Consider the following 21,567-nt stretch of genomic DNA (forward strand, 5'->3'; position numbering starts at 1 on the left):
CCTGACGTCTCGATGTAGAACGTTTCGGTCTTCGGGCCTCGAAGTGCCAGAAATCAGCGAAATTACTGGCGATTTGGCGCTTCATTTGCGCACAGCAGATACATAGTCAATATGACCTACAGCACAATCGAGAACTCGGAATGGCTGTCGGTCTAATTTGCAGAAAGGTTCGATTGGCTTCGTTAACGCTTTCTCGCGCAATTAACTTGCTGAATTCGGCACCGATCTGGCAATAAATGACCACATCAAATTAAGAACGTTTCAAAAGAGATCGCATGCGGAGCCCAACTGAATTTCGAAAGGGAAAACCGGGCTTCTATCCGGACCAGGCGATCTATGCCGAATTTGCCTGCGCTGAATTTGGGCTCCATTTTCGCGACCTCGACGGCGGGTCGGGGTTGATCTTCAGCGTCGCCTCGCGCGACGGGCTGGTTCATTTCGGCGCCGGCCGATGCTCCTGGTATCCGCAGAACAGCGCGACCGCCTCGACGCTGGCGTCCGACAAACATTTTACGAGCCGGATCTTGCGCGAAGCCGGCGTCCCGGCGCTTGGCGGCGAATATTTCTTCCTGCACGAGCGCTATCGCGCGCAGCGCCCGGCGGGACATGAGCGCAGCGATGCGCTTGCCCATTTCGAGACATTGGGCGGATCAGCTTTCGTCAAGCCCCTGACGGGATCGCGCGGCGATTTCGCGCAAGCCATTCACGGCGACGCGGCGTTCATTCGCTATCTCGACGAGGTGACGAAATATTACGACGCCGTGCTGATCCAGCCGATCGTCGAGGGAAGCGAGTATCGCGTTTTCCTGCTCGACGACGACGCGCTCTATTGCGCGCGAAAATATCCGCCGTCCGTCACGGGCGACGGCGTGCATACCACGCGTGAATTGCTCACCGTCCACAATGATGCCCTGCGCGCGCGCGGTCTCTCGCCTGCTTCGCTGCCGAACCAGGATCCGTCGCTCGATACTGTCCCGGCAAAGGGCGAACGCCGCGAGATTCCCGGGCGCATGAATCTGAGCGCGGGCGGCACGATGGTGCTGGCACCGGCGCCATCCGAAAAAGCCATCACCCTGGCGCGGCAGGCTGCGCGTGCGATCGGTCTCCGCGTCGCGGCCATCGACATGTTCGTCGATATCGGTGGCAAGCCGGATGCAATCGAGATCATCGAGATCAATTCCAATCCCGCGATCCGACTACTGGAGGAATCCAATCACGGCGATCTCATTCTAAAAATCTGGCATCACACCTTCTCCACCATGGGATTGCTGTAGTGTTCGACCTGCCGAAATACGGCGACGGCATCTGCCTCGCGCGCATGGCCGGATTGCTGGAAGCGCTCGGAACCGATCGCCTGCTGCTGCAGCGCATCTCGGTGGTGGTGACCGGCTCGAACGGCAAGGGCAGCACGGCGGCGATGTGCGCCGGTATCGGCCGCGCCTACGGCCTGCGCACCGGCCTCTTCACCTCCCCGCATCTCTTCCGTTTCAACGAACGGATTCAGGTCGATGGCGTCGAGATCGACGACGACGCGCTCGCTCGCCTGAAGCGGCGGGTCGAAGCCGTCATCGCCACTGTCTCGAACAACATGGGCGAGCAGTTCGGCGCGTTCGAAGCGCTGTTCGCGCTCGCCTGCCTGCACTTTCAAGAGAGCGGCTGCGACTTCGCGGTGTTCGAGGCCGGCATCGGCGGACGCTACGATCCGGTCCGCCTCGTCGGCGCGCACGAGACTTGCGTCACTTCGGTCGACTACGAGCATGTCGAACTGCTCGGCAATTCGCTTGAACTGATCGTATCGGACAAGAGCGACGCCTGCGCTGCCGGCGGCACGGTCGTCTATGGCGAGAACTGCCGAGGCTTGCGGGCGCACCTCGTCGAGTATAATCGCGCGCGCGGCTGCACGCCGCTGTTCATCCGCGATGATATCCGTATCGATAACGCGGTGACGGCAGCCTCAGGCCAGCATTTCGATTTCCAGTTCGGATATCATGATTATCGCCACCTCGAAGTGAGCCTGTCCGGCGCGTTCCAGTTCAACAACTCGGCCATTGCCGTCACCCTGTTCCTGCTCTGGCTGCAGCGCGAGCAGCCGCGCAAGGCTCCGGACCGAGTCGAGACTGCGATACGCGCCGGCTTGCGCGATGCGCGATGGCCCGGCCGCCTCGAGGTCATCAGTCAGGACCCGTTCACCGTAATCGACGTCGGTCACACCCCCGACGGCATCCGGCAATCGCTGGCAAGTCTGCTGGCGATCCATGGCACCGAAGATTGGATCCTGGTGATCGGTGCGTCTGGCGACAAGAAGGCGCAGGAAATCGTCGGCGCGCTGGCGCCGTCGTTTGATACGATCATCTGCACGGCGGCGCATCACAAGGGAGCGGACGCGCAACGCATCGCCGCCGCTGCCGCGCGCGCCAACCCCGCCGCGAGCCTCCGTGTCGCCGCCTCGATCGAGGAGGCGGTGCGACTGGCGGGGGACGTTGCTGCCGCGCATTCGCAAAGAATTTATGTCGCCGGCGGCCTGTTCCTGGCGATCGAATACGCAACGGCCGCCCGTGGCGGCCGCCCGCAAGACCTGCATTTCTTCTGACTAGTTGCTTCCGTGCTTGTCGTCGAGCACCCTGAAGGCTTCCTCGAGTTGCGGCGAGATCGCGACGCCGAGCTTTTCCCCGGTCGGCAGTCGCGCGACGAACCATTTGTTGTAGAGCGGGATCAGGTCACGGCCCGAACCGAGTTTCTGGAAAGTGCGCTCGACCACGGCCTTCAACTGCGGCTCACCCTTGCGGAACATGATGCCGTAGGGATCGTAGGACAGATACTCACCGGTGACCTTGAATTGGCCCTGCGCCTTGTGCCGCGCGATCAGGCCGTAGAGCAGGATGTCGTCGGTCGCGAACGCATCGGCCTTGCCGTCCACCAGCGTCTGATAGGATTGCTCGTGATCGGGTGCCGTCACGATGTTGAGGCCGAGCGAAAACTTCTTGTCGATCGCGTGCATGGCCTGCTCGTTGGTGGTGCCCTTGGTCACCACCACGGTCTTGCCCTTCATGTCCGTGGGCGCCGAGATGGTGGACGCCTTCGGCACCATCAGCTTGGTGCCGGCCACGAAGATCAGCGGCGAGAACGCCACCTGTTTCGCGCGCTCGGCATTGGCCGTGGTCGAACCGCATTCGAGGTCGATCTTGTTCTGCACCACCGCCTGAATGCGGTCATCCGAAGTGACCTTAACGTATTCAATCTTGAGATTGGCATCGTCGACCTCGACGCCGATCTCCTCGACAATCGCCTCACACAGTTCGAGGCTGTAGCCGATCGGCCGGTTGGACTGGTCCAGGAACGAGAACGGCGGCGAACTCTCGCGGTAGCCGAGACGCACGACATGCGTCCGCTTGATGTTGGCGAGCGTCGGGCTGAGCCCTTCGCTGGCGGTCTGGGCAGACGCCGGCGTGGCCAGCAGGCAGGCGGCCAGCAGCATTGCGCCGACCCCTGCCAACCTCCTTGGGAATTGATGCATGCATCTCTCCCCTCAATGTGCCGGAACAGGGGCGCCCGGAACGGCGTCGGTGGGCACGACGTCATCGGGTCCGAGCTCATGCTCGGCCTTCAGCTCGCCCTCCCATTTCGCCACCACGGCGGTCGCCAGCGAATTGCCGATCACGTTGGTGGCGCTGCGTCCCATGTCGAGGAACGTGTCGATGCCCATGATCATCAACAGACCGGCCTCGGGAATGCCGAACTGGCTGAGCGTCGAGGCGATCACCACCAGTGAGGCGCGCGGCACGCCCGCGACGCCCTTCGAGGTGATCATCAGCGTCGCCAGCATCGCGAGCTGCGTGCCGAGCGACATCTCGATGTGATAGGTCTGCGCGATGAATATGCTCGCGAAGGTGCAATACATCATCGTGCCGTCGAGATTGAACGAGTAGCCGAGCGGCAGCACGAAGGACGAAATCCGCGAGGAGGCGCCGAAGCGATTGAGGCCTTCCAGCGTCTTGGGATAGGCGGCTTCCGAGGAGGAGGTCGAGAACGCAATCATCAGCGGCTCACGGATCAGTCGCAAGAGATGGCTGTATCGCGGCCCGATCACGATGAAACCGACCACGATCAGGATGGCCCACAGGATCAGAAGCGAGAGATAGAAGCCGCCCATGAACACGATCAGCTTCCACAGCACGCCGAGGCCGTTCTTCGACACCGTCGCCATGATCGCCGCCCACACCGCGATCGGCGCGAACAGCATCACATAGCCGGTCACTTTCAGCATGATGTGGGCGAGGTCGTCGATCAGCCCCATGATCGGCTTGGCGCGCTCCGGCATCGCGCCGAGCGCGACCGCGAAGAACACGGCAAACACCACGATCTGCAGGATTTCGTTCTGCGCCATGGCATCCGCGATCGAGGTCGGGATCAGATGAGTCAGAAACTTCTCGATCGAGAACGCCGAGACCGGCAGGCCGGTCGATTGCGTCTTGTCGGGCAGCGTGCCGGGAAAGTTGGCGCCGGGCTGCAGCAGGTTGACCATCACCAGGCCAAGCAGCAGCGAGACAAAGGAAGCGCTGACGAACCAGCCCATCGTCTTGGCGAACACGCGGCCGAGCTTCGAGCCGGAGCCCATATGGGCGATGCCGCCGACAAGGGTGGCGAACACCAAAGGCGCGATGATCATCTTGATCAGGCGCAGGAACAGCATGGCGATCAGGTTTACGTCGGCCGCGATTTCCACCCGGCTGTCGGGCATATAGTTGAAGACGATGGTTCCCATCACAATGCCAAGCGCCATCGCGATCAGGATATACTGCGTAAACCTGCTGGACATTCTTGCACCCCCGTATTTCCGGCAACCACAAGTTTGGCAGATTTGAATGAGGACGCAACAAGCTTGCGGCGTTTTGTACGCTTGCCAGAATGTTCCCGTTGTGAAATGCGCGCACGCCGACTAGCGTTCATGCAGCGCACAATCTGTGCAGGTGATCGCCTGATGCGCAGTCAATTGCATCCGGAAACGCCAGAACAACAACGCCGAGGGGAGACAACATCATGAACGACGCTGTCAATCGTCAGATCCTGCTGGTCGAGAAGCCGACCGGCAAGCTCGGGCCCGAGCATTTCAAGATGGTCAAGGGCGCAGTGCCCGAGCCGAAGGACGGCGAGGCGCTGGTGCGGACACGCTATATCTCGCTCGACGCCGCCAACCGGGCGTGGATGCACGGCGCGACCTATCGTGCCGCCGTCGAGGCCAACACCGTGATGGCAGGCGGCAGCATCGCCGAAGTCATCTCGTCGAAAGCGCCCGGACTGACAGCGGGCGATATCGTATTCGGCGACACCGGCTGGCAGGATTACGCCGCCGTACCAGCAAAACATCTCACCAAGATGCCAAAGATGGAACCGATGACGCATCTGCTCAGCGTGTACGGCATCGCTGGCCTCACCGCCTATTTCGGCCTGCTGCATGTCGGCAATCCGAAGGCCGGCGAGACCGTCGTGGTGTCGGCCGCGGCCGGCTCGGTCGGATCAATCGTCGGACAGATCGCGAAGATCAAGGGCTGCAACGTCATCGGCATCGCCGGCGGCAAGGACAAATGCCACTGGCTCACCTCCGAGCTCGGCTTCGATGCCGCGGTCGATTACAAGGACGGCGCCACCTTCAAGGCGCTGCGGGCCGCAGCGCCCAAGGGCATCGACGTCTATTTCGACAATGTCGGCGGCGACATTCTCGAAGCCTGCCTTTCGCTGATGAACAACCGCGGCCGCATCGCCTGCTGCGGCGCGATCTCGCAATATGACGGCGTGCCGTCGGCCCATGGCCCCCGCGGCGTGCCCGGCCTGATCGTGGTCAAACGCCTTATCATGCAAGGCTTCATCGTGATGGACTACATGGACCAGAGCGCTGCGGCGCTGGCCGACCTGCAGTCCTGGGTCGCCTCGGGAAAGCTGAAGGTGCAGGAAGACGTGATCGACGGAATCGAGAACACGCCGAAGGCGCTGATCGGCCTGCTCGCCGGCGAGAACCGCGGCAAGCGGATGGTGAGAGTCTAGCCCGCGCAGGGTAGCAGCGGAGGGGTGGCGCTGATGGCTGAAATTCGCTTCGACGACGGCGCCAGCTATGAGCGCTTGATGGGTATCTGGAGCCGGCTCGCCGGCGAGATCTTTCTCGATTGGCTGGCCCCGCCGATGGGGTTGCGATGGATCGACGTCGGCTGCGGCAATGGCGCCTTCACCGAGTTCCTGGTCGAGCGATGCGCCCCGGCAGACGTTCAGGGCATTGATCCGTCGGAGGGGCAACTTGCATTTGCACGCACCAGACTTGGGGCGCGCCTGGCGAAGTTTCGCCAAGGGGACGCCATGGCGCTGCCGTTCCCCGCTGACAGCTTCGATGCAGCCGTCATGGCGCTGGTCCTGGTGTTCGTCCCCGATCCGGCCAAAGGCGTTGCGGAAATGGTGCGAGTTGTCAGCCCGGGTGGCACGGTCGCGACCTACATGTGGGACATGTTGGGTGGGGGATTTCCCCTGGATCCGGTCCACGTCGAGATGCGCGCGATGGGTCTTGCGCCTCCGCGCCCGTCGCGGATGGACGCATCCACAATGCCGGCGCTACTGGACTTGTGGAGAGGTGCCGGTCTCGAGGCCGTGGAGACGCGGGAGATCTCCGTACAGCGGACCTTTGCTCACTTCGACGAATTCTGGAAGATCAACCTGGAGGCCCCGTCGATCGCGCCCGTCATTGCCACCATGGAATCTTCAGACGCAGATGCGCTCAAGAGGCGGGTGCACGCGCGCCTCCAGGAGGATATGGAGGGACGCATCATTTGTGATGCGCGCGCACATGCGATAAAGGGACGGCGGCCGAGGTAGCTCACTGCGAGCTTATGGTCCCGGCTCAGGTCGTGACGACGTGGATGGAGCCTAATGCACTGCCTCGGGCGCTTGCGGCGCGGCCTGCACTCCGGCCTTCTTCAGCTTGCGCTCCTTCAGCCAGTTCTCGAACCGCTGGATCACGACAAAGAATGTCGGCACAAACAGCACGGCAAGACAGGTCGAGGCCAGCATGCCCGAGGCCGCCGTGATGCCAATCGACTTCCGGGCGTTGGCGCCGGCGCCGGTTGCAAGCACCAGCGGGATCATGCCGAAGATGAAAGCAAACGACGTCATCAGGATCGGCCGGAACCGGGCTCGCGCCGCCTCGATGGCGGATTCCAGCAACGGCTTGCGATCGCGCACGTGCAGCTCCAGCGCCACCTCGACGATCAGGATGGCGTTCTTGGCCGACAGCGCGATCAACAGGATGATGCCGATCTGGGTATAGAGGTTGTTCTCGATCCTCAAGCCGGTCAGCACGATCATAGGGCCGAGCAAGGACAGCGGCACGGCGAGAATGACCGAGATCGGCGCGTACCAGCTTTCATATTGTCCGGCCAGCACGAGGTAGACCAGCAGCAGGCCCAGGCCGAACGCCCAGTAGATCTGGCCGCTGACGACCTTCTCCTGATACGACATCGCCGTCCACTCGAAGCCCGTGCCGGGCGGCAGGGTCTTCGCGGCAATCTGCTCCATCAGATTCATCGACTGGCCGGAGCTGTAACCCGTCGCCGGCAGGCCGATGATGGTTGCGGAAGGATAGAGATTGTACAGGCTGATCAGCGACGGACCGACCGCAGGCGTAATCTTTGCCACCGTGCCGAGCGGGATCATGTCGCCATTGCTGTTACGCACCATCATGTTCTGCATATCACGCGGCGTCAGGCGGAATTGCGCGTCCGCCTGCGCATAGACCTGGAAGGTACGACCGAACTTGTTGAACTGGTTGACGAAGGTGGAACCCATGTAAGTGGACAACGTCGAAAAGATCTGGTCGGTCGTGACATGCAGCGTCTGGGTCTTGATTCGGTCCACCTCGACGTCGAATTGCGGCACCATCGAGCGGAACGGCGAACTGACCCGCTGCAGCGCGCTCTGTGACGACGCATTGGCGACGATCGCGCCGGTGATCGCCTGCAACTTGCTGAAGTCGGAATTGCCGTCGCGGAGCTGGACCTGCATCGCAAAGCCGGCGGCGTTACCGATACCCTGGATCGGCGGCGGCGGGACCACCAGGATCCGCGCCTCCTCGATCACGGACAGCTTCTCGTTCAATCCGAACGAACAGCGACCGCAGATCCTCACCTGGCCCTCGCGCGCTCCACTCTTTCAGGATCAAATAGGCGACGCCCGCATTGGCGAGACTGGAAGAATTGTCGAGCGCGGAGATGCCGGAAATGGCGATCACCTGATCGACACCCTGGGCCTTGCCGGCTATCTCGCTGACCTGGGTAAGCACACGCTGGGTACGCTCAAGCGCCGCACCATCGGGCAATTGCACGGCGACCAGGAGATAGCCCTGGTCCTCGATCGGAATGAAGCCGGTCGGCACCCGCGACAGGCCGTAACCGCCAATGGCGATCAGGATCAGCGCGCAGATGACGGAAAGATTGCTGTGTGCGACCAGGCGGCCGATCAACCGGCTATAGGCGGCCTCAACGCGGTTATAGACCGCGTTGAAGCCGCGGTAGAAAAAGTTGCGCTGCTCCGGCGGCACCGGCCGGCGCAGCCACAACGCGCACTGCGTCGGCTTCAGCGTCGCCGCGTTGATGGCGCTGAGCAGCGCGGTTGCGGCAATCACCAGCGCGAACTGCGCATACATCTGCCCGGTCAATCCCGGCAGAAACGCCGAGGGCAGGAACACCGAGATCAGCACCAGCGTAATGCCGATGATCGGCGCGAACAGCGCGTCCATCGCGCTGATCGCGGCGTCATGGCCGGACATGCCCTTCTCGATATTGTGGGCTGCGCCTTCGACCACGACGATGGCGTCATCCACCACGATGCCGATCGCGAGCACGATCGCAAACAGGGTCGAGATATTGACGGTAAAGCCGAGCGCCGCCATCGCAGCAAAGGCGCCGATGATCGTCACCGGCACCGTGGTCGCGGGCACCAGCATCGCGCGCCAGTCCTGCAGGAAGATCAGGATCACGACGAGGACGAGCAAACCCGCCTCGATCAGCGTCTTGTAGACCTCATTGATCGATTCCGAGACGAATTTGGTGGTGTCGAACGGCGTGTCGTAGGTCACGTCCTGCGGAAACGCCTTCGCTAGCACCTGCATCTTCTTCTCGACGGCCTGCTGGACCTCGAGCGCGTTGGCGCCGGGCGACTGGAAAACGCCGATGCCGGTGGCCGGCTTGTTGTTGAGCGAGAACGCCTGGCTGTAGGTCTGGGCGCCGAGCTCGACCCAGCCGACATCGCGGACGCGCGTGACGTCGCCGCTGGTGCCGGTCTTGACGATCACGTTCTCGAACTCGCTGGTGTCAGCGAGCCGTCCACTGACGTTCAGCGTATACTGGAACGCCTGCCCTGCGGGCGCTGGCGGTGCCCCGACCTGGCCCGCGGTGACCTGCTGGCTCTGCTGCTGGATCGCCGAAATGACATCCTGCGGCATCAGCCCGCGCGCATACAGCTTGTTCGGATCGAGCCAGACCCGCATCGAGTACTGGCCGGCCCCGAACACGGTGACGTTGCCGACGCCGGGCAAACGCGACAGCTCATCGCGGATATTGATGGTGGCGTAGTTGCTCAGGAACAGGCTGTCATAGGTCGCTTTCGGCGACGTCAGCGTCACGAACAGCAGGATCGCCGTCGATCTCTTCTGCACGGTGACGCCCTGGCTCTGCACCGACTGCGGCAGTTGAGCCAGCGCGCTCGACACCCGGTTCTGCACCAACACCTGCGCGAAGTTGAGGTCGGTGCCGATCTTGAAAGTGACCGTCAGCGTATAGGTGCCGTCGGCACCGCTGTAGGACTGCATGTAGAGCATGTCCTCGACGCCGTTGACCTGCTGCTCGATCGGCAGCGCCACCGTATCGATCACGGTTTTCGCGCTGGCACCGGGATAGCGGGTGGTGACCTGCACCGTCGGCGGCACGACCTCAGGATACTGCGCGACAGCCAGCCGGAACAGGCAGACGCCGCCGATCAGGATCATCAGGATCGCGATGACGTTGGAAAGAACGGGCCGCTCGATAAAAAATTTCGAAATCATGGCCCGGCTCCTACTTGGCCGCTATTGGCTGTGCTTCGATCTTTTTCAGTTGCGGATCGACCTTCTGGCCGGGAATCGCGCGCAACAGCCCGGCGGTGACGACGCGGTCGTCGGCCTTCAGACCTTCTTCGATGACACGCAGCTCGCCTTCGAGCGGCCCGACCCGCACCTTGCGCTGTTCGACGATATTTTCGCCGTTCACGACCAGCAGGTAGCGTCCGGACTGATCGCTGCCCAGCGCAACATCCGGCACGAACAACGCGCTCTGCACCTGATCCACGGGGACGCGGACCCGGACAAAGAACCCCGGCAGCAACGCGCGATCGGAATTGGGCAGCACGCCCCGCACCGGGAGCGTGCCCGTCGACTGGTTGAGCGTCACGGCGGCGTAGTCGAGCTTGCCCTTGTGCGGAAAACCGGTCTCGGTTTGCAATCCGACTTCGATCGGCAATTGTCTGAGATCGTCCGGCGTCATCCCACGCCGGCGGGCCTCCGTGCGGATCCGCAGCACGTCCTGTTCGTTGACGTTGAAATTCACCCAGATCGGGTCGAGCGCCACGATGGTGGCGAGCTGCGTCGGCGACGAGACGCCGACGAGTTCGCCAACGGCGACGAGATGCGCGCTGACGACACCGTCAAACGGCGCAGTCACATTGGTATAACCGTAATTGACCGCCGCGATCTTGGTATTGACCTGGGCCTGCAGCAGGCTCGCCTGCGCGTTGTCGCGCGTTGACGTTGAAGTATCCAGCGTCGCCTGGGAAACGGCTTGCCGCTGCACCAATTCCTGCTGGCGCTTGAAGTCCGCCTCGGCCTGCCTCACCGTTGCCTGCGCGCCGGTTTCCGCGGCCTGCGCCTGTTCGAGCTTCAGCTTGTAGGTTTCAGGCTCGATCGTGAACAGGGACGTGCCTTCTTTCACAAAGGCGCCGTCCTGGTAATTGATCGATTGCAGAAAGCCCTGCACCCGCGCGACCAGATCGACATTCTTGATCGCAGCCGTATTGCCGGTCGCTTCCAGATAACGCGTGAAGGACCGTTGCACCGGCACCGCGACATCGACCTTCGGCGGCGGCGGCGGGACAAAAGTATTTTGTTCGCAGGCACTTAAGATGCCGAACGCGGCAATGGCGAGCGCCGCGCGCAGGACCGAAGCAGCTCCTTGTCCGATGCTGCGGTGCAGACTCAATCGTGCTGGCGAACGCGTGGACTTCATTTTTCGTGCCTCAATTGGGTGTTCAGAAAAATGTCTATTCAGAAATCGGCGTTCGGCGCCACCCCATGAAAATAGCAACAATCCGCTTGCAGTGAAACCGGAAAGCGAAAATGATGCCGGCCGTTAGAATTCTTACGACGAAATTTTACTGCGGTTGAAGCGGCGGCTTCCTGCGACGACAAAAGGATTTATTCAAAATGATCAACACGTGGAAACGTGCGAGCAAGCTTGCGCCGTGGCTTTCGGTTGCCGCGATACTGGCAACCGCAGCGCCGGCTTTCGCGCAAGCGCCGAGCCAGGCGCAACGCGACGCCATCAAATCGCAGTGCCGCTCCGATTACATCGCGCATTGCTCCAGCGTGCCGCCGGGCGGCGAGGCCTCGCTGCAATGCCTGCAGAAGAACATGTCGAGCCTCTCATCGAGCTGCCAGGGCGCAGTGCGCGCCGTGGAAGCGCCAGCGGCTGCGCCCGCCAAGGCGGCCGAGACTGCAGCGCCGAAAGCCGCTGCTCCCGCGACTGCAACGGCAGCGCCGGCGGCTGCAACGACGGCGCCGGCGAAATCAGCCGAGCCAAAGGCCGCAGCAGCGCCCGCAGCCGGACAGCCGACCAGCGCACAGATTTCCGCCATCCGCAGCGCATGCCGCTCCGATTATCCGAAGGTCTGCGCGGGCGTGCCGACCGGCGGCGCGCCGGCCCTGCAATGCCTGGAAAAAAACAAGACGAAGCTCTCGGCCGGTTGCGAGAAGGCCGTTTCCGCCGCGAGCGGCGGTGGAGCAGCAGCGGCGGCACCCGCGGCGGGAACGGCTCCTGCAGGCGCGGCGGCTGCCGCTGCACCGGCGGCGCCGGCCGTGATCGTGCTGCGGCCGATGCGGCCGCGCGAAGAACTGTTGGTGCTGCGATCGGCCTGCGGCGCCGACGTCCGCACGATCTGCGGCGGCGTGCAGCCTGGCGGCGGCCGGATCGTGCAGTGTCTGGCGACCAATGCCGCGCAGCTTTCGCCGGCCTGCAAGGACGTGCTGTCCCAGTTCGCGGCACGTTAATCACACGCCCCTGCGGCGGTCCTGCATTAATCTGGGGACCGCCGGTCACTCGCCGCCGCGAAAGGCGAGGATGAGCTGAATGAGCCGTATCGATAGCGAGACATAAAGGATCGCCATCAGGGTTTGGTACGCAATATGCCAATTGAGCTTTGCGAGCTTGTAGAGGCCGTCGACGAAGTTCAGCAGCAGGAGAATGACGCCGAACAACATGACGCCGCGGCCGATGAGACCATGGCGCAGATAGCCGAACAGCACGATTGCCGGCTCACTGCTCGAGACATGGGCGCCGGCCGATACGATCAACGTCCCGATGATCAACTTCTCGACGTGAGAAAATATTTCCTTGGAGACCGGCTCGACATGTTCGGAATAGAACGCCAGCCATTTGGCTCTGACCTCCGCCATGGGTTTTCCTTGGTTTTCCTTGCGGCTGCTAATAGGAGCTTCACTACAGCGGGTCCGCGATCAAGAAGCAAGAAGGCCCGCCTGGTTTGCGGTGGTCCGAGAAGAGATGAGGGGACGTCCGGCGTTCATGCCGGCCGTCAACCGAAGCGAGATCGGCGTGCGCGCACGCCGTGACAGGTATCCGCAGAACCTTCCGAAAAATTTCAACCTGAACATCAACCAGTATCAGTCCGGGAGATTAACATGCGTTCCCTTCTGCTGATGGCAGCCGCCGTGCTGTCCTTTTCCGCCACCATGACGTTTGAAGCCACCGAGGCCAGCGCGGCGGTCTGTGCCCGCGGCGTCTATCGCGCCGGCTGCGCCGGAGCCCGCGGCGCAGTCGTCGTCCGCAAGCCTGCCGTGGTCTGCAGGACCGTGTGGGTGAACGGCGTGAAGGTTCGCCGCTGCGGCTGAACCGCGGGCGTCTCCGTCGAAGACAAGCCGGGGTCACCGCATAGCGCACAACCGTTCGCGGATAGAACCGGGCAGGCGAAACGGCGCATTGGCGCCCGGTCCTGACGCGGGCGGACCGGACGCCAGTTTCCGTTCCCCTTGTGATTTTTTGGTAGCGCAAATTTCCGGCGCGGATTAGTCTCCGGCCCAAATTAATCAGTATACTGTCGATTGGGAGGAAGACGTGCGTATCGCCGTCATCGGCGGAGGCCCCGGAGGCCTCTATTTCGCCTATCTCTGGAAGCGGCGTCATCCGGACGCACATATCGACCTGTTCGAACAGAATCCCGAAGGCGCGACCTGGGGGTTTGGCGTGGTGTTCTCCGAACAGGCGCTGGAATTTCTGCGCGCCGACGATCCCGAGACCGTCGACGCCATCACGCCCTGGATGGAGAGCTGGAAGAACATCACGCTCAACCTGCGTGGGCAAAGCGTCGAGATCGACGGCATTGGCTTCTCCTCGATCGGCCGGCTGGAGCTGCTGACCATCCTGCAGCAGCGCGTGCGCGCGGCGGGAATCACGGCGCGATACAACACGACGATCCAGTCATTGGACGAACTCGGGGGGTACGACCTGATCGTCGCTGCCGACGGGCTGAACTCGCTGGTGCGCCGCGGCTTTGAGAAGGAATTCGGCGCCTCGGTTTCGCACTCGACCAACAAGTTCGCCTGGTACGGCACCACCAAGCGCTTTGCCACGCTGTCGCAGACTTTTGTGAAGACCGGTCTCGGCTCATTCAACGCCCACCACTATCGCTATTCGCCCTCCATGAGCACGTTCCTGGTCGAATGCGACGCAGCGACCTGGCAGGCCTATGGCTTCGAGCACAAGACCATCGAGCAGTCGCAGGCGATCTGCGAGGAGATCTTTGCCGACACGCTGGACGGCCATGCGCTGGTTTCGAACAAATCGGTGTGGCGCAATTTTCCCTGGATCTGGAACGAGAACTGGTCGCACAGCAACATGGTGCTGATCGGCGACGCCCTGCATACCGCGCATTTCTCGATCGGCTCGGGTACCCGGCTCGCCATCGAAGACGCGATCGCGCTGACCAAGGCGCTAGAGGCCGAGACGGAGATTGCCGCTGGCCTCGCCCGCTATCAGGCCGAACGCAAGCCGATCGTGCAGAAGCTGGTGACGGCGGCGCGCACCAGCGCCGACTGGTATGAACACTTCGACGAACACATGAAGCTCGACCTGATGGATTTTGCCTACAGCTACATCACCCGTTCCGGGCGGATCGCCGACGCGCGGCTGCGCGCGATGTCGCCGGAATTCATGGCGCGCTACGAGGCGGAAAAGAAGATCGGGAGCCAAGCATGACATCAGAAATTTACGATCTGGTTCCCCGCAACAGTCCGGGCGCGCGCGAGATCGGATTTGCGATTCCGGAAAGCTATAACGCTGGCCGCATCCTGTTCGACAATCTCGCCCAAGGCCGCGGCGGCCGGCTGGCGCTGACCGGCCCCGGCGGCACGCGCACCTACGCAGAGCTCTGCGCCGAGGCTTCGCAATGGGGCCACGGTTTTCAATCACTGGGCCTGAAGCGCGGCGATCGCATCCTGATGTTCCTCGACGACACGCCGGCCTATCCTGCGGCGTTTTTCGGCGCGGTGCGCTCCGGCTTCGTGCCGCTATTGATCAACACGCTGACGCCGCCGGATTTGCTGCAATACTACCTTTCGGACGCCGGCGCGGCGGTGGCGGTCGCCGAGGCCGAGTTTAGCTCGCGGTTCAATGCGGAGGCCTGCAAGGACACGCCGCTGCAAACCCTGGTCGTGGTCAATGGCGCGGCGGGCGAACACGCCGTGCCGAAAGCCCTGATTGCGCAGCAATGGCTGCAGGGATTCTCCACTGATCTGCCGGAAGCCGACACCAGACGCGACGACATGGCGTTCTGGATGTATTCATCCGGCTCGACCGGTCGTCCCAAGGGCATCGTGCATCTGCAGCACGACATGGCCTATAGCGAGCAGGCGTTCGCGCGCAACGTGCTCAGGCTTACGCCCGATGACATCTGTTTCTCGGTGCCTAAGATTTTCTTCGCCTACGGCTTTGGCAACGCCGTCACCTTCCCGTTCTCGGTCGGCGCGGCGACGCTGCTGCTGCCCGGCCAGCCGAAGCCGGCTGCAATCTTCGAAGCGATCGGAAAATACCGGCCGTCGGTGTTCTACGGATTGCCGACGCTCTACACCTCGCTGACCAAGGCCGAAGGTGCGGCCGCCACCGATTTCTCCTCGCTGCGGATGGCGCTGTCGGCCGCCGAGGTGCTGTCGGCGGAAGTATTCAACGGCTGGAAGGCGCTGACGGGACTCGAGATCATCGAGGGGCTCGGCTCGACCGAAGTGCTGCACATCTATCTCTCCAACCGCCCCGAGAAGAAAAAGCTCGGCGCGGCGGGCCTGCGCGTTCCCGGCTACGAAATCCTCTTGAAGGACAAGGACGGCCGCGAGGTCGGCGACAATGAGGAAGGCATTTTGTGGGTGCGGGGCGATTCCAACACGCCAATATACTGGAACCGACCCGACAAATCGGCGGAGACCATTCGTGAAGGGGGCTGGATCTACACCGGCGACCGCTTCCTGCGCGATGCCGACGGCTTCCATTTTTTCCGCGGCCGCGCCGACGACCTGATCAAGATATCAGGCCAATGGGTCTACCCGCTGGAGGTCGAGCTCTGCCTTGCCGAGCATCCCGATATCAGGGAATGCGCTGTCTTCGCCGCCGAACTGCCGGATCGGCGCATGACGCTGAAGGCGGTGGTGGTGATGAACCAGGGCGAATTCGATCCGAACAAAGCCACGAAGAAGCTGCAGGACTACGTCAAGGAAAAATTGCTGCCCTACAAATATCCGCGCGAGATCAGGTTCATCGGCGAATTGCCGAAGACCGGCACGGGCAAGATCGACCGCCAGGCATTGATGAAGATGTAGCCGGCTCGTCATTGCGAGCCAGCGGGTCGCGCGAATGCGCGCCCGATGACAGGCTCCGCGAAGCAATCCATCTTTCCGCCCGGGGACAGATGGATTGCTTCGTCGCTTCGCTCCCTTGCGCAAACGCTTCGCGTTTGTCGCAGGCAATGACGGCCTTAGCTCCCCAGCCCTGTCCCGCCATATAGCCACGCCAGATCGCCGTACCACTCCTCCGATGTCTTCGCGCTCATGATCTCGTTGCGCAGCCGGGCATGTCCGCCTGAGGGGTGATAGATGTGCTCGCCGATGGCGCGGGACATCAACTGCACCTTTGCGGTGCGCAGGAAACGCTGCGTGCGATAGGCTTCCAGCGCGACCGCATGATCGTCATGCACGCCCATCATGTGCGACAGGCACACCGCGTCCTCCATTGCCTGACACGCACCTTGCGCAAAGTATTGCAGCATCGGATGCGCGGCGTCGCCGAGCAGCGCGACGCGGCCGTCGATCCAGCGCTCGACCGGATCACGGTCGCACAGCACCCACAGTCGCCAGTTCTTGCCGTGTCGGATGATCTCCTGCGCACGCGGATGGATGTGCCCGAAGCCTTGCATGACCTCTTCGTCCGACACCGGCTTGCCCGCCACCGGCTCCGGCGCATCGTTGTGATAGGTGACGACGAGGTTGAACACCTTCCAGCCCGACAGCGGATAATGCACGATGTGGCATTTCGGCCCGGCCCACAGCGTCGCCGCGTTCCAGCGCAAATCTTCCGGCATTTGCTCGGTCGGGATCACCGAGCGGTAGGTCGTGTGACCGGAAACCCGCGGCGGCCCGTCCGCGACAACCTGCTTGCGGACATTCGACCACAGCCCGTCGGCGCCGATCAACAGCCGGCCCGTGACGCGCTCTCCATTCGCAAGCCGCGCCGTCACCGACGACCCATCCTGATCGTAACCGACGACTTCGCTGCTGACGCGCAACTCGATCAACTCGTGATTCTGGCAGGCGCGCAGGAAAACACCGTGCAGATCGCCGCGATGCACCACCGCATAGGGATTGCGGAAGCGCGAGCGAAACGCTTCGCCCAGATCGACATGGGTGATCTCCTCGGCGGTCAGCGCATCCATCAGCCGGAGCTGGTCGATATAGACGGCCATGCTTCGTGCGGCCTCGCCGACGCCGAGATAGTCGAAGGCGTGGAATGCGTTGGGCCCGAGCTGGATGCCGGCGCCGATCTCGCCGAGCTGCGAGGCCTTTTCCAGCAGGATCGAGCGGATGCCTTTTTGCGCCAGACCAAGTGCCACCGCGAGCCCGCCGATGCCGCCACCTGCAATGAGAACCGGCCGCGTGTCCATCAGCTCGACTTTCCCAGATGCTCGAGCGCGTCTTCGGCGCGCAGCGGCACGCGCGAGGCCTCGTTGTTGAGATCGACCAGCTGCGTCAGCAGCGCCAGCAGGGCCCTGCGGTCGGCCGGCTTCAGCGGCTGCAGCATCCTTAGCTGCGCGCGCTCCACCGAGGGCATGATGTCGCGCAGCACCGCCGCACCCGATCTGGTCAGATGGAGCAGCTTGACGCGCTTGTCCTCGCGCGAGGGCTTGCGCTCGATGAGCGCCTTGCTCTCCAGCCGCTCGATCACGTTGCCGAGCGTGGAACGGTCGAATGCGATCACCGCCGACAGCCGCGTGGCGTCGATGCCGGGATGGGTGTGGATCGCCACCAGCGCCGCATATTGCACCGGCGTCAGGTCGAACGCCCTGCACTCTTCGACAAAGATCGAGACCGCGATCTGCTGCATGCGCCGGAACAGGTAGCCGGGCGCGGTGTAAACCGCGTCCATCGTGATGGGTGATGGCTTACTCGGCATCGGCTTGCTTGTCCGGCGCGGCGTCGGCGAACGCCTTTATTTCCCTGGCCGCAGCTTCTGCCTCGAGCAGGCGCGGATAGGCCGAAACATCGACGCCGAAGCGCCGCGCATTCCCGAGCTGCGGGATCAGGCAAAGGTCTGCAAGGCTGGGCTTGTCCCCGAAGCAGAACGGGCCGGCCTCACCTGTGACGAGCGTTTCGCAGGCGGACAATCCCTCCCGGTTGGCCCAGGCCGCCCATTCCGTCACTTTTTCCTCGGCCACGCCAAGCTGGCGCAGCCGGGCCAGGACCTTCAAATTCTGCACCGGATGGATATCGCAGGCGATGGCCAGCGCGAAGGCGCGCACCTTGGCGCGGCGCAGCGGATCCTTTGGCAGCAACGGCGGATTGGGATGAGTCTCGTCCAGCCATTCGATGATGGCGAGCGACTGGGTCAGCACGGCACCTGTGCCGTCTTCCAGCGTCGGCACCAGCCCCTGCGGGTTGATGGCGAGATAGGCCGGCGCGCACTGTTCGCCCTTGCGAAGGTGATGCGACAGGTGATCGGTCGACAACCCCTTGAGGTTGAGCGCGATCCTGACCCGGTATGCCGCGCTGCTGCGGAAATAGCCATGCAGCTTCATCGGAACCTCCCTCGGATTTTGTCGTTTGCCTGTCGCGGCCTGTCATTGACGCTACCCATATTGTAAGTATACTGTCAATCCATAGACGATACAAAAATGACGGGAGGCTTGACCATGGAAGCCGTGCAGAAGACCCCGGAACGCGAGGCGTTCTACAAGAAGATCGACGGCGAGAATCTCTCTGCGCTGTGGAACGTGCTGGGCGATCTCGTCACGCCGGAACCGCGAAGCGCCTGCCGGCCGCATCTGTGGAAGTTCGATTCGATCCGTGATTACATGACCGAAGCCGGCAAGCTGATCACCGCCAAGGAAGCCGAGCGGCGGGTGCTGGTGCTGGAAAATCCCGGCCTGCGCGGCCAGTCGAAGGTCACGACATCGCTGTTTGCCGGCGTGCAGATGGTAGTCCCGGGCGACGTCGCCCCCGCCCATCGGCACAGCCAGTCGGCGCTGCGCTTCGTGCTCGAAGGCAAGGGTGCCCACACCACCGTCGACGGCGAGCGCACCGCGATGGAGCCCGGCGATTTCGTCATCACGCCCTCGATGACCTGGCACGACCATTCCAACGAAACCTCCGAGCCGATGTTCTGGCTCGACGGGCTCGATATCCCGATGGTGCAATTCTTCGATGCGTCCTTTGCCGAAGGGTCCAACGAGGACCAGCAGAAGATCTCAAAACCCGCCGGCGACAGCTTTGCGCGCTACGGCCACAACCTGCTGCCGGTCGACGAGAAGCGAAAGTCCAAGACCTCGCCGATCTTCAACTATCCCTACAGCTATACGCGCGAGGCGCTGGAGCTGGCCAAGACGCGCAACGAGTGGGACGCCTGTCACGGGCTGAAGCTGAAATTCTCCAATCCCGAGACCGGCGATTTCGCGATGCCGACGATCGGCACCTTCATCCAGCTATTGCCGAAGGGCTTCAAGACCGCGCGCTATCGCGCGACCGATGCCACCGTGTTCGCCGCGATCGAAGGCAAGGGCCGCACACGGATCGGCGACCAGATTTTCGAGTGGGGCGCGCGCGATTTGTTCGTAGTACCGAGCTGGCACTGGGTCACGCACGAGGCCGACACCGACGCGGTGCTGTTCTCGTTCTCCGACCGTCCGGTACAGCAGAAGCTCGATTTGTTCCGCGAGGACCGCGGGAATGCGTGAGGTGATGCGACAAATCGTAGGGTGGGCAAAGGAGCGTAAGCGACGTGCCCACCAGACTTGCTGAGGTCAAAGTGGTGGGCACGCTTCGCTTTGCCCACCCTACTCCTCTACATCACCGCCAGTGCAGCAACCGCGCTTCCAGCACGTTGATCGCCTTCCCCACCGCCAGCCCGAACAGCGACAGGATCACGACGCCGGCGAGCAGCTGATCGGTCTGCATCAGATTGCCGGCCTGCAACACGAAAGCGCCGATGCCGAACTGGGCGCCGATCATTTCGGCGCTCACCACCAGCAGCAGCGCCACTGACGCCGTGATGCGAAAGCCCGCGAGGATCGAGGGCAACGCGCCCGGCCAGACCACGCGGCGCACGATGGCGTGGAACGGCACGTTAAAACTCTGCGCCATCCGGATCAGGTTGCGCGGCACCGCATCGACGCCGCTATAGACCGAGATCGCGGTCGAGAAGAACACGCCGAGCGCAATGGTCGCGATCTTCGGCTCCTCGCCGATCCCGAGCCAGAGGATCAGAAGCGGCAACAGCGCGATTTTGGGAATCGGAAACAGCGCCGAGATGAATGTGATGCCGACGCCGCGCGCCAGCGTCGAGAGCCCGATCGCAAAACCTGTGATCACGCCGGCCACGGTGCCGAGAACCCAGCCGCTGCCTATTCGGATCACCGAAGCCGATACATGCTGCCAGAGCGCGCCTGACATCGCGAGCTTGTAGATCGCAACTGCAATGGCCGATGGCGCCGGCAGGAACAGCGGGTTGACCCAGCCGGCGCTGCCCGCGAGTTGCCAGATCGCAATCACCAGCACGAGCGCAATCCAGCCCGAGTAACGCCCCGCCGTTGGCACAAAACCGGCGCCGCGAAATGCGACCGGCCGGGCTTCGGTTGCGCAATCGTCCTGCGGCGCGCGCTCAAGCATGCTGCACCTCGCGCTCGGCATCGATCGCCTCCTCGCGGATCAGCGACCACAGATCGTTCTGCAGTGTCAGCAACTTGCCGCGGGCATCGATCGCACCGCGTTCGGCGCGCGTCATCGGGATTTCGACGATCTCCCTGACGCGGCCCGGGCGGCGCGACAGCACCACGATGCGATCGGCGAGCCGCACTGCTTCCTCCAGATTATGCGTGACATAGATTGCGCCCATCGCGCCGTCCGCGAGCAGGCCGATGAAATCCTCCATCAGCAATTCACGGGTTTGCGAATCCAGCGCCGACAATGGCTCGTCCATCAAGAGAATCGCCGGCCGCACCGCCAGCGCGCGAGCAATGCCGACGCGCTGGCGCATGCCGCCGGACAATTGCTTTGGATAGGCGCCGCGGAAATCGGACAAGCCCGTCCGGCGCAGCGCATCATCGACGACGGCGCGGCGCACGGCGGCCTCGAGCGCAGTGTGCGCAAGCGGAAATTCGACGTTCGCTTCCACCGTGCACCACGGCAGCAGTGCAAAATCCTGGAACACGAAGGTCAGCGGATTGAGGCTGTCGGCCGGCGGCGCACCGCGCAGCTCTGCTTTTCCCTCGCTCGGGCGCAGCAGCCCGCCCAGGATCGACAGCAGCGTGCTCTTGCCGCAACCGGAGGGCCCCACGATCGCGACCACCTCGCCGGAGGCAACGGTGAAGGACACGTGGTCGAGCACGTCGAGGCCGCCGAAGCGGTGAGTGATTTGGTCGGCGATCAAATCCATGTGGTTACTGCATCTCTTCGAAGACCGGGTTTTCTGCTCGCCATGCCCGGGCAAAAGCGCGAAGCGCGTCTTCGCGCTAGATGTC

General features: G+C 62.9%; 18 protein-coding genes and 1 pseudogene. 9 read left to right on the forward strand and 10 right to left on the reverse strand.

Going from position 1 to position 21,567, the window contains the following annotated elements; all coding sequences use genetic code 11:
* Window positions 1-275: 275 nt before the first annotated feature.
* On the forward strand, window positions 276-1,274 hold the full coding sequence (locus tag V1294_RS01020) for a hypothetical protein (protein WP_334494602.1): 999 nt from the start codon (window positions 276-278) through the stop codon (window positions 1,272-1,274).
* Complete coding sequence (locus V1294_RS01025) at window positions 1,274-2,590, forward strand: bifunctional folylpolyglutamate synthase/dihydrofolate synthase (protein WP_334494604.1); 1,317 nt, start codon at window positions 1,274-1,276, stop codon at window positions 2,588-2,590. Before V1294_RS01020 ends, V1294_RS01025 begins: the two co-directional genes overlap by 1 nt.
* Here the strand turns inward: V1294_RS01025 and V1294_RS01030 are convergent, their stop codons facing one another.
* Complete coding sequence (locus tag V1294_RS01030) at window positions 2,591-3,514, reverse strand: amino acid ABC transporter substrate-binding protein (RefSeq protein WP_334494606.1); 924 nt, start codon at window positions 3,512-3,514, stop codon at window positions 2,591-2,593.
* 12 nt (window positions 3,515-3,526) lie between these two features.
* Window positions 3,527-4,816, reverse strand: a complete 1,290-nt coding sequence (locus tag V1294_RS01035; RefSeq protein WP_334494608.1) for a dicarboxylate/amino acid:cation symporter — start codon at window positions 4,814-4,816, stop codon at window positions 3,527-3,529.
* Between the two features lie 221 nt (window positions 4,817-5,037).
* Between V1294_RS01035 and V1294_RS01040 the strand changes: the two genes are divergently transcribed.
* Together V1294_RS01040 and V1294_RS01045 are read left to right on the forward strand one after the other, a co-directional pair.
* Window positions 5,038-6,039, forward strand: coding sequence for an NADP-dependent oxidoreductase (locus V1294_RS01040; protein WP_334494610.1), 1,002 nt, complete (start codon window positions 5,038-5,040; stop codon window positions 6,037-6,039).
* A gap of 33 nt (window positions 6,040-6,072) precedes the next feature.
* Window positions 6,073-6,855, forward strand: a complete 783-nt coding sequence (locus V1294_RS01045) for a class I SAM-dependent methyltransferase (RefSeq protein ID WP_334494611.1) — start codon at window positions 6,073-6,075, stop codon at window positions 6,853-6,855.
* A 51-nt stretch (window positions 6,856-6,906) separates the two neighbouring features.
* Here the strand turns inward: V1294_RS01045 and V1294_RS01050 are convergent.
* Both V1294_RS01050 and V1294_RS01055 read right to left on the reverse strand, forming a co-directional pair.
* A pseudogene (locus tag V1294_RS01050) lies at window positions 6,907-10,078 on the reverse strand (efflux RND transporter permease subunit).
* Between the two features lie 10 nt (window positions 10,079-10,088).
* A complete protein-coding gene (locus tag V1294_RS01055) occupies window positions 10,089-11,291 on the reverse strand; it encodes an efflux RND transporter periplasmic adaptor subunit (protein ID WP_334494612.1) in 1,203 nt (400 codons plus the stop codon).
* A gap of 197 nt (window positions 11,292-11,488) precedes the next feature.
* On the opposite strand from V1294_RS01055, the gene V1294_RS01060 reads away from it, so the two are divergent.
* Entirely contained in the window at window positions 11,489-12,331 is an 843-nt protein-coding gene (locus tag V1294_RS01060; protein WP_334494613.1) for a hypothetical protein, read from the forward strand.
* A 45-nt stretch (window positions 12,332-12,376) separates the two neighbouring features.
* Here V1294_RS01060 and V1294_RS01065 read toward each other — a convergent pair whose 3' ends face one another.
* Window positions 12,377-12,736 carry a hypothetical protein gene (locus tag V1294_RS01065; RefSeq protein ID WP_334494614.1) on the reverse strand — a complete coding sequence of 120 codons (360 nt, stop codon included), beginning with the start codon at window positions 12,734-12,736 and terminating at the stop codon, window positions 12,377-12,379.
* 243 nt (window positions 12,737-12,979) lie between these two features.
* Here V1294_RS01065 and V1294_RS01070 point away from each other — a divergent pair, with 243 nt between their 5' ends.
* The 3 genes from V1294_RS01070 (at window position 12,980) to V1294_RS01080 (ending at window position 16,162) form a co-directional block, all read left to right on the forward strand.
* The gene (locus tag V1294_RS01070) at window positions 12,980-13,189 is read left to right on the forward strand and encodes a hypothetical protein (protein ID WP_334494615.1); all 210 of its coding nucleotides are present in this window, start codon (window positions 12,980-12,982) and stop codon (window positions 13,187-13,189) included.
* A gap of 223 nt (window positions 13,190-13,412) precedes the next feature.
* Complete coding sequence (locus V1294_RS01075) at window positions 13,413-14,552, forward strand: FAD-dependent monooxygenase (protein WP_334494616.1); 1,140 nt, start codon at window positions 13,413-13,415, stop codon at window positions 14,550-14,552.
* Entirely contained in the window at window positions 14,549-16,162 is a 1,614-nt protein-coding gene (locus V1294_RS01080) for a benzoate-CoA ligase family protein (protein WP_334494618.1), read from the forward strand. Before V1294_RS01075 ends, V1294_RS01080 begins: the two co-directional genes overlap by 4 nt.
* Window positions 16,163-16,317: 155 nt before the next feature.
* Here V1294_RS01080 and V1294_RS01085 read toward each other — a convergent pair whose 3' ends face one another.
* From V1294_RS01085 to maiA, 3 genes are read right to left on the reverse strand one after another with little or no spacing between them, the layout of a single operon-like run.
* Window positions 16,318-17,499, reverse strand: coding sequence for a 3-hydroxybenzoate 6-monooxygenase (locus V1294_RS01085; protein ID WP_334494619.1), 1,182 nt, complete (start codon window positions 17,497-17,499; stop codon window positions 16,318-16,320).
* Window positions 17,499-18,008, reverse strand: coding sequence for a MarR family winged helix-turn-helix transcriptional regulator (locus tag V1294_RS01090; RefSeq protein WP_334494620.1), 510 nt, complete (start codon window positions 18,006-18,008; stop codon window positions 17,499-17,501). Before V1294_RS01090 ends, V1294_RS01085 begins: the two co-directional genes overlap by 1 nt.
* Window positions 17,998-18,630 (reverse strand): maleylacetoacetate isomerase, encoded by a 633-nt coding sequence (gene maiA / locus V1294_RS01095; RefSeq protein WP_334494621.1) that lies wholly within the window; start codon window positions 18,628-18,630, stop codon window positions 17,998-18,000. The genes V1294_RS01090 and maiA overlap by 11 nt, the downstream gene beginning before the upstream one ends.
* 114 nt (window positions 18,631-18,744) lie before the next feature.
* On the opposite strand from maiA, the gene gtdA reads away from it, so the two are divergent.
* Entirely contained in the window at window positions 18,745-19,785 is a 1,041-nt protein-coding gene (gene gtdA / locus V1294_RS01100) for a gentisate 1,2-dioxygenase (protein ID WP_334490047.1), read from the forward strand.
* 112 nt (window positions 19,786-19,897) lie between these two features.
* Here the strand turns inward: gtdA and V1294_RS01105 are convergent, their stop codons facing one another.
* Together V1294_RS01105 and V1294_RS01110 are read right to left on the reverse strand one after the other, a co-directional pair.
* Window positions 19,898-20,716 (reverse strand): ABC transporter permease, encoded by an 819-nt coding sequence (locus V1294_RS01105; protein ID WP_334490049.1) that lies wholly within the window; start codon window positions 20,714-20,716, stop codon window positions 19,898-19,900.
* The gene (locus tag V1294_RS01110; RefSeq protein WP_334494622.1) at window positions 20,709-21,482 is read right to left on the reverse strand and encodes an ABC transporter ATP-binding protein; all 774 of its coding nucleotides are present in this window, start codon (window positions 21,480-21,482) and stop codon (window positions 20,709-20,711) included. The genes V1294_RS01105 and V1294_RS01110 overlap by 8 nt, the downstream gene beginning before the upstream one ends.
* Window positions 21,483-21,567: the final 85 nt, after the last annotated feature.

Origin of the sequence: Bradyrhizobium sp. AZCC 1678 (assembly GCF_036924765.1) — a bacterium.
Classification (GTDB): domain Bacteria; phylum Pseudomonadota; class Alphaproteobacteria; order Rhizobiales; family Xanthobacteraceae; genus Bradyrhizobium; species Bradyrhizobium algeriense.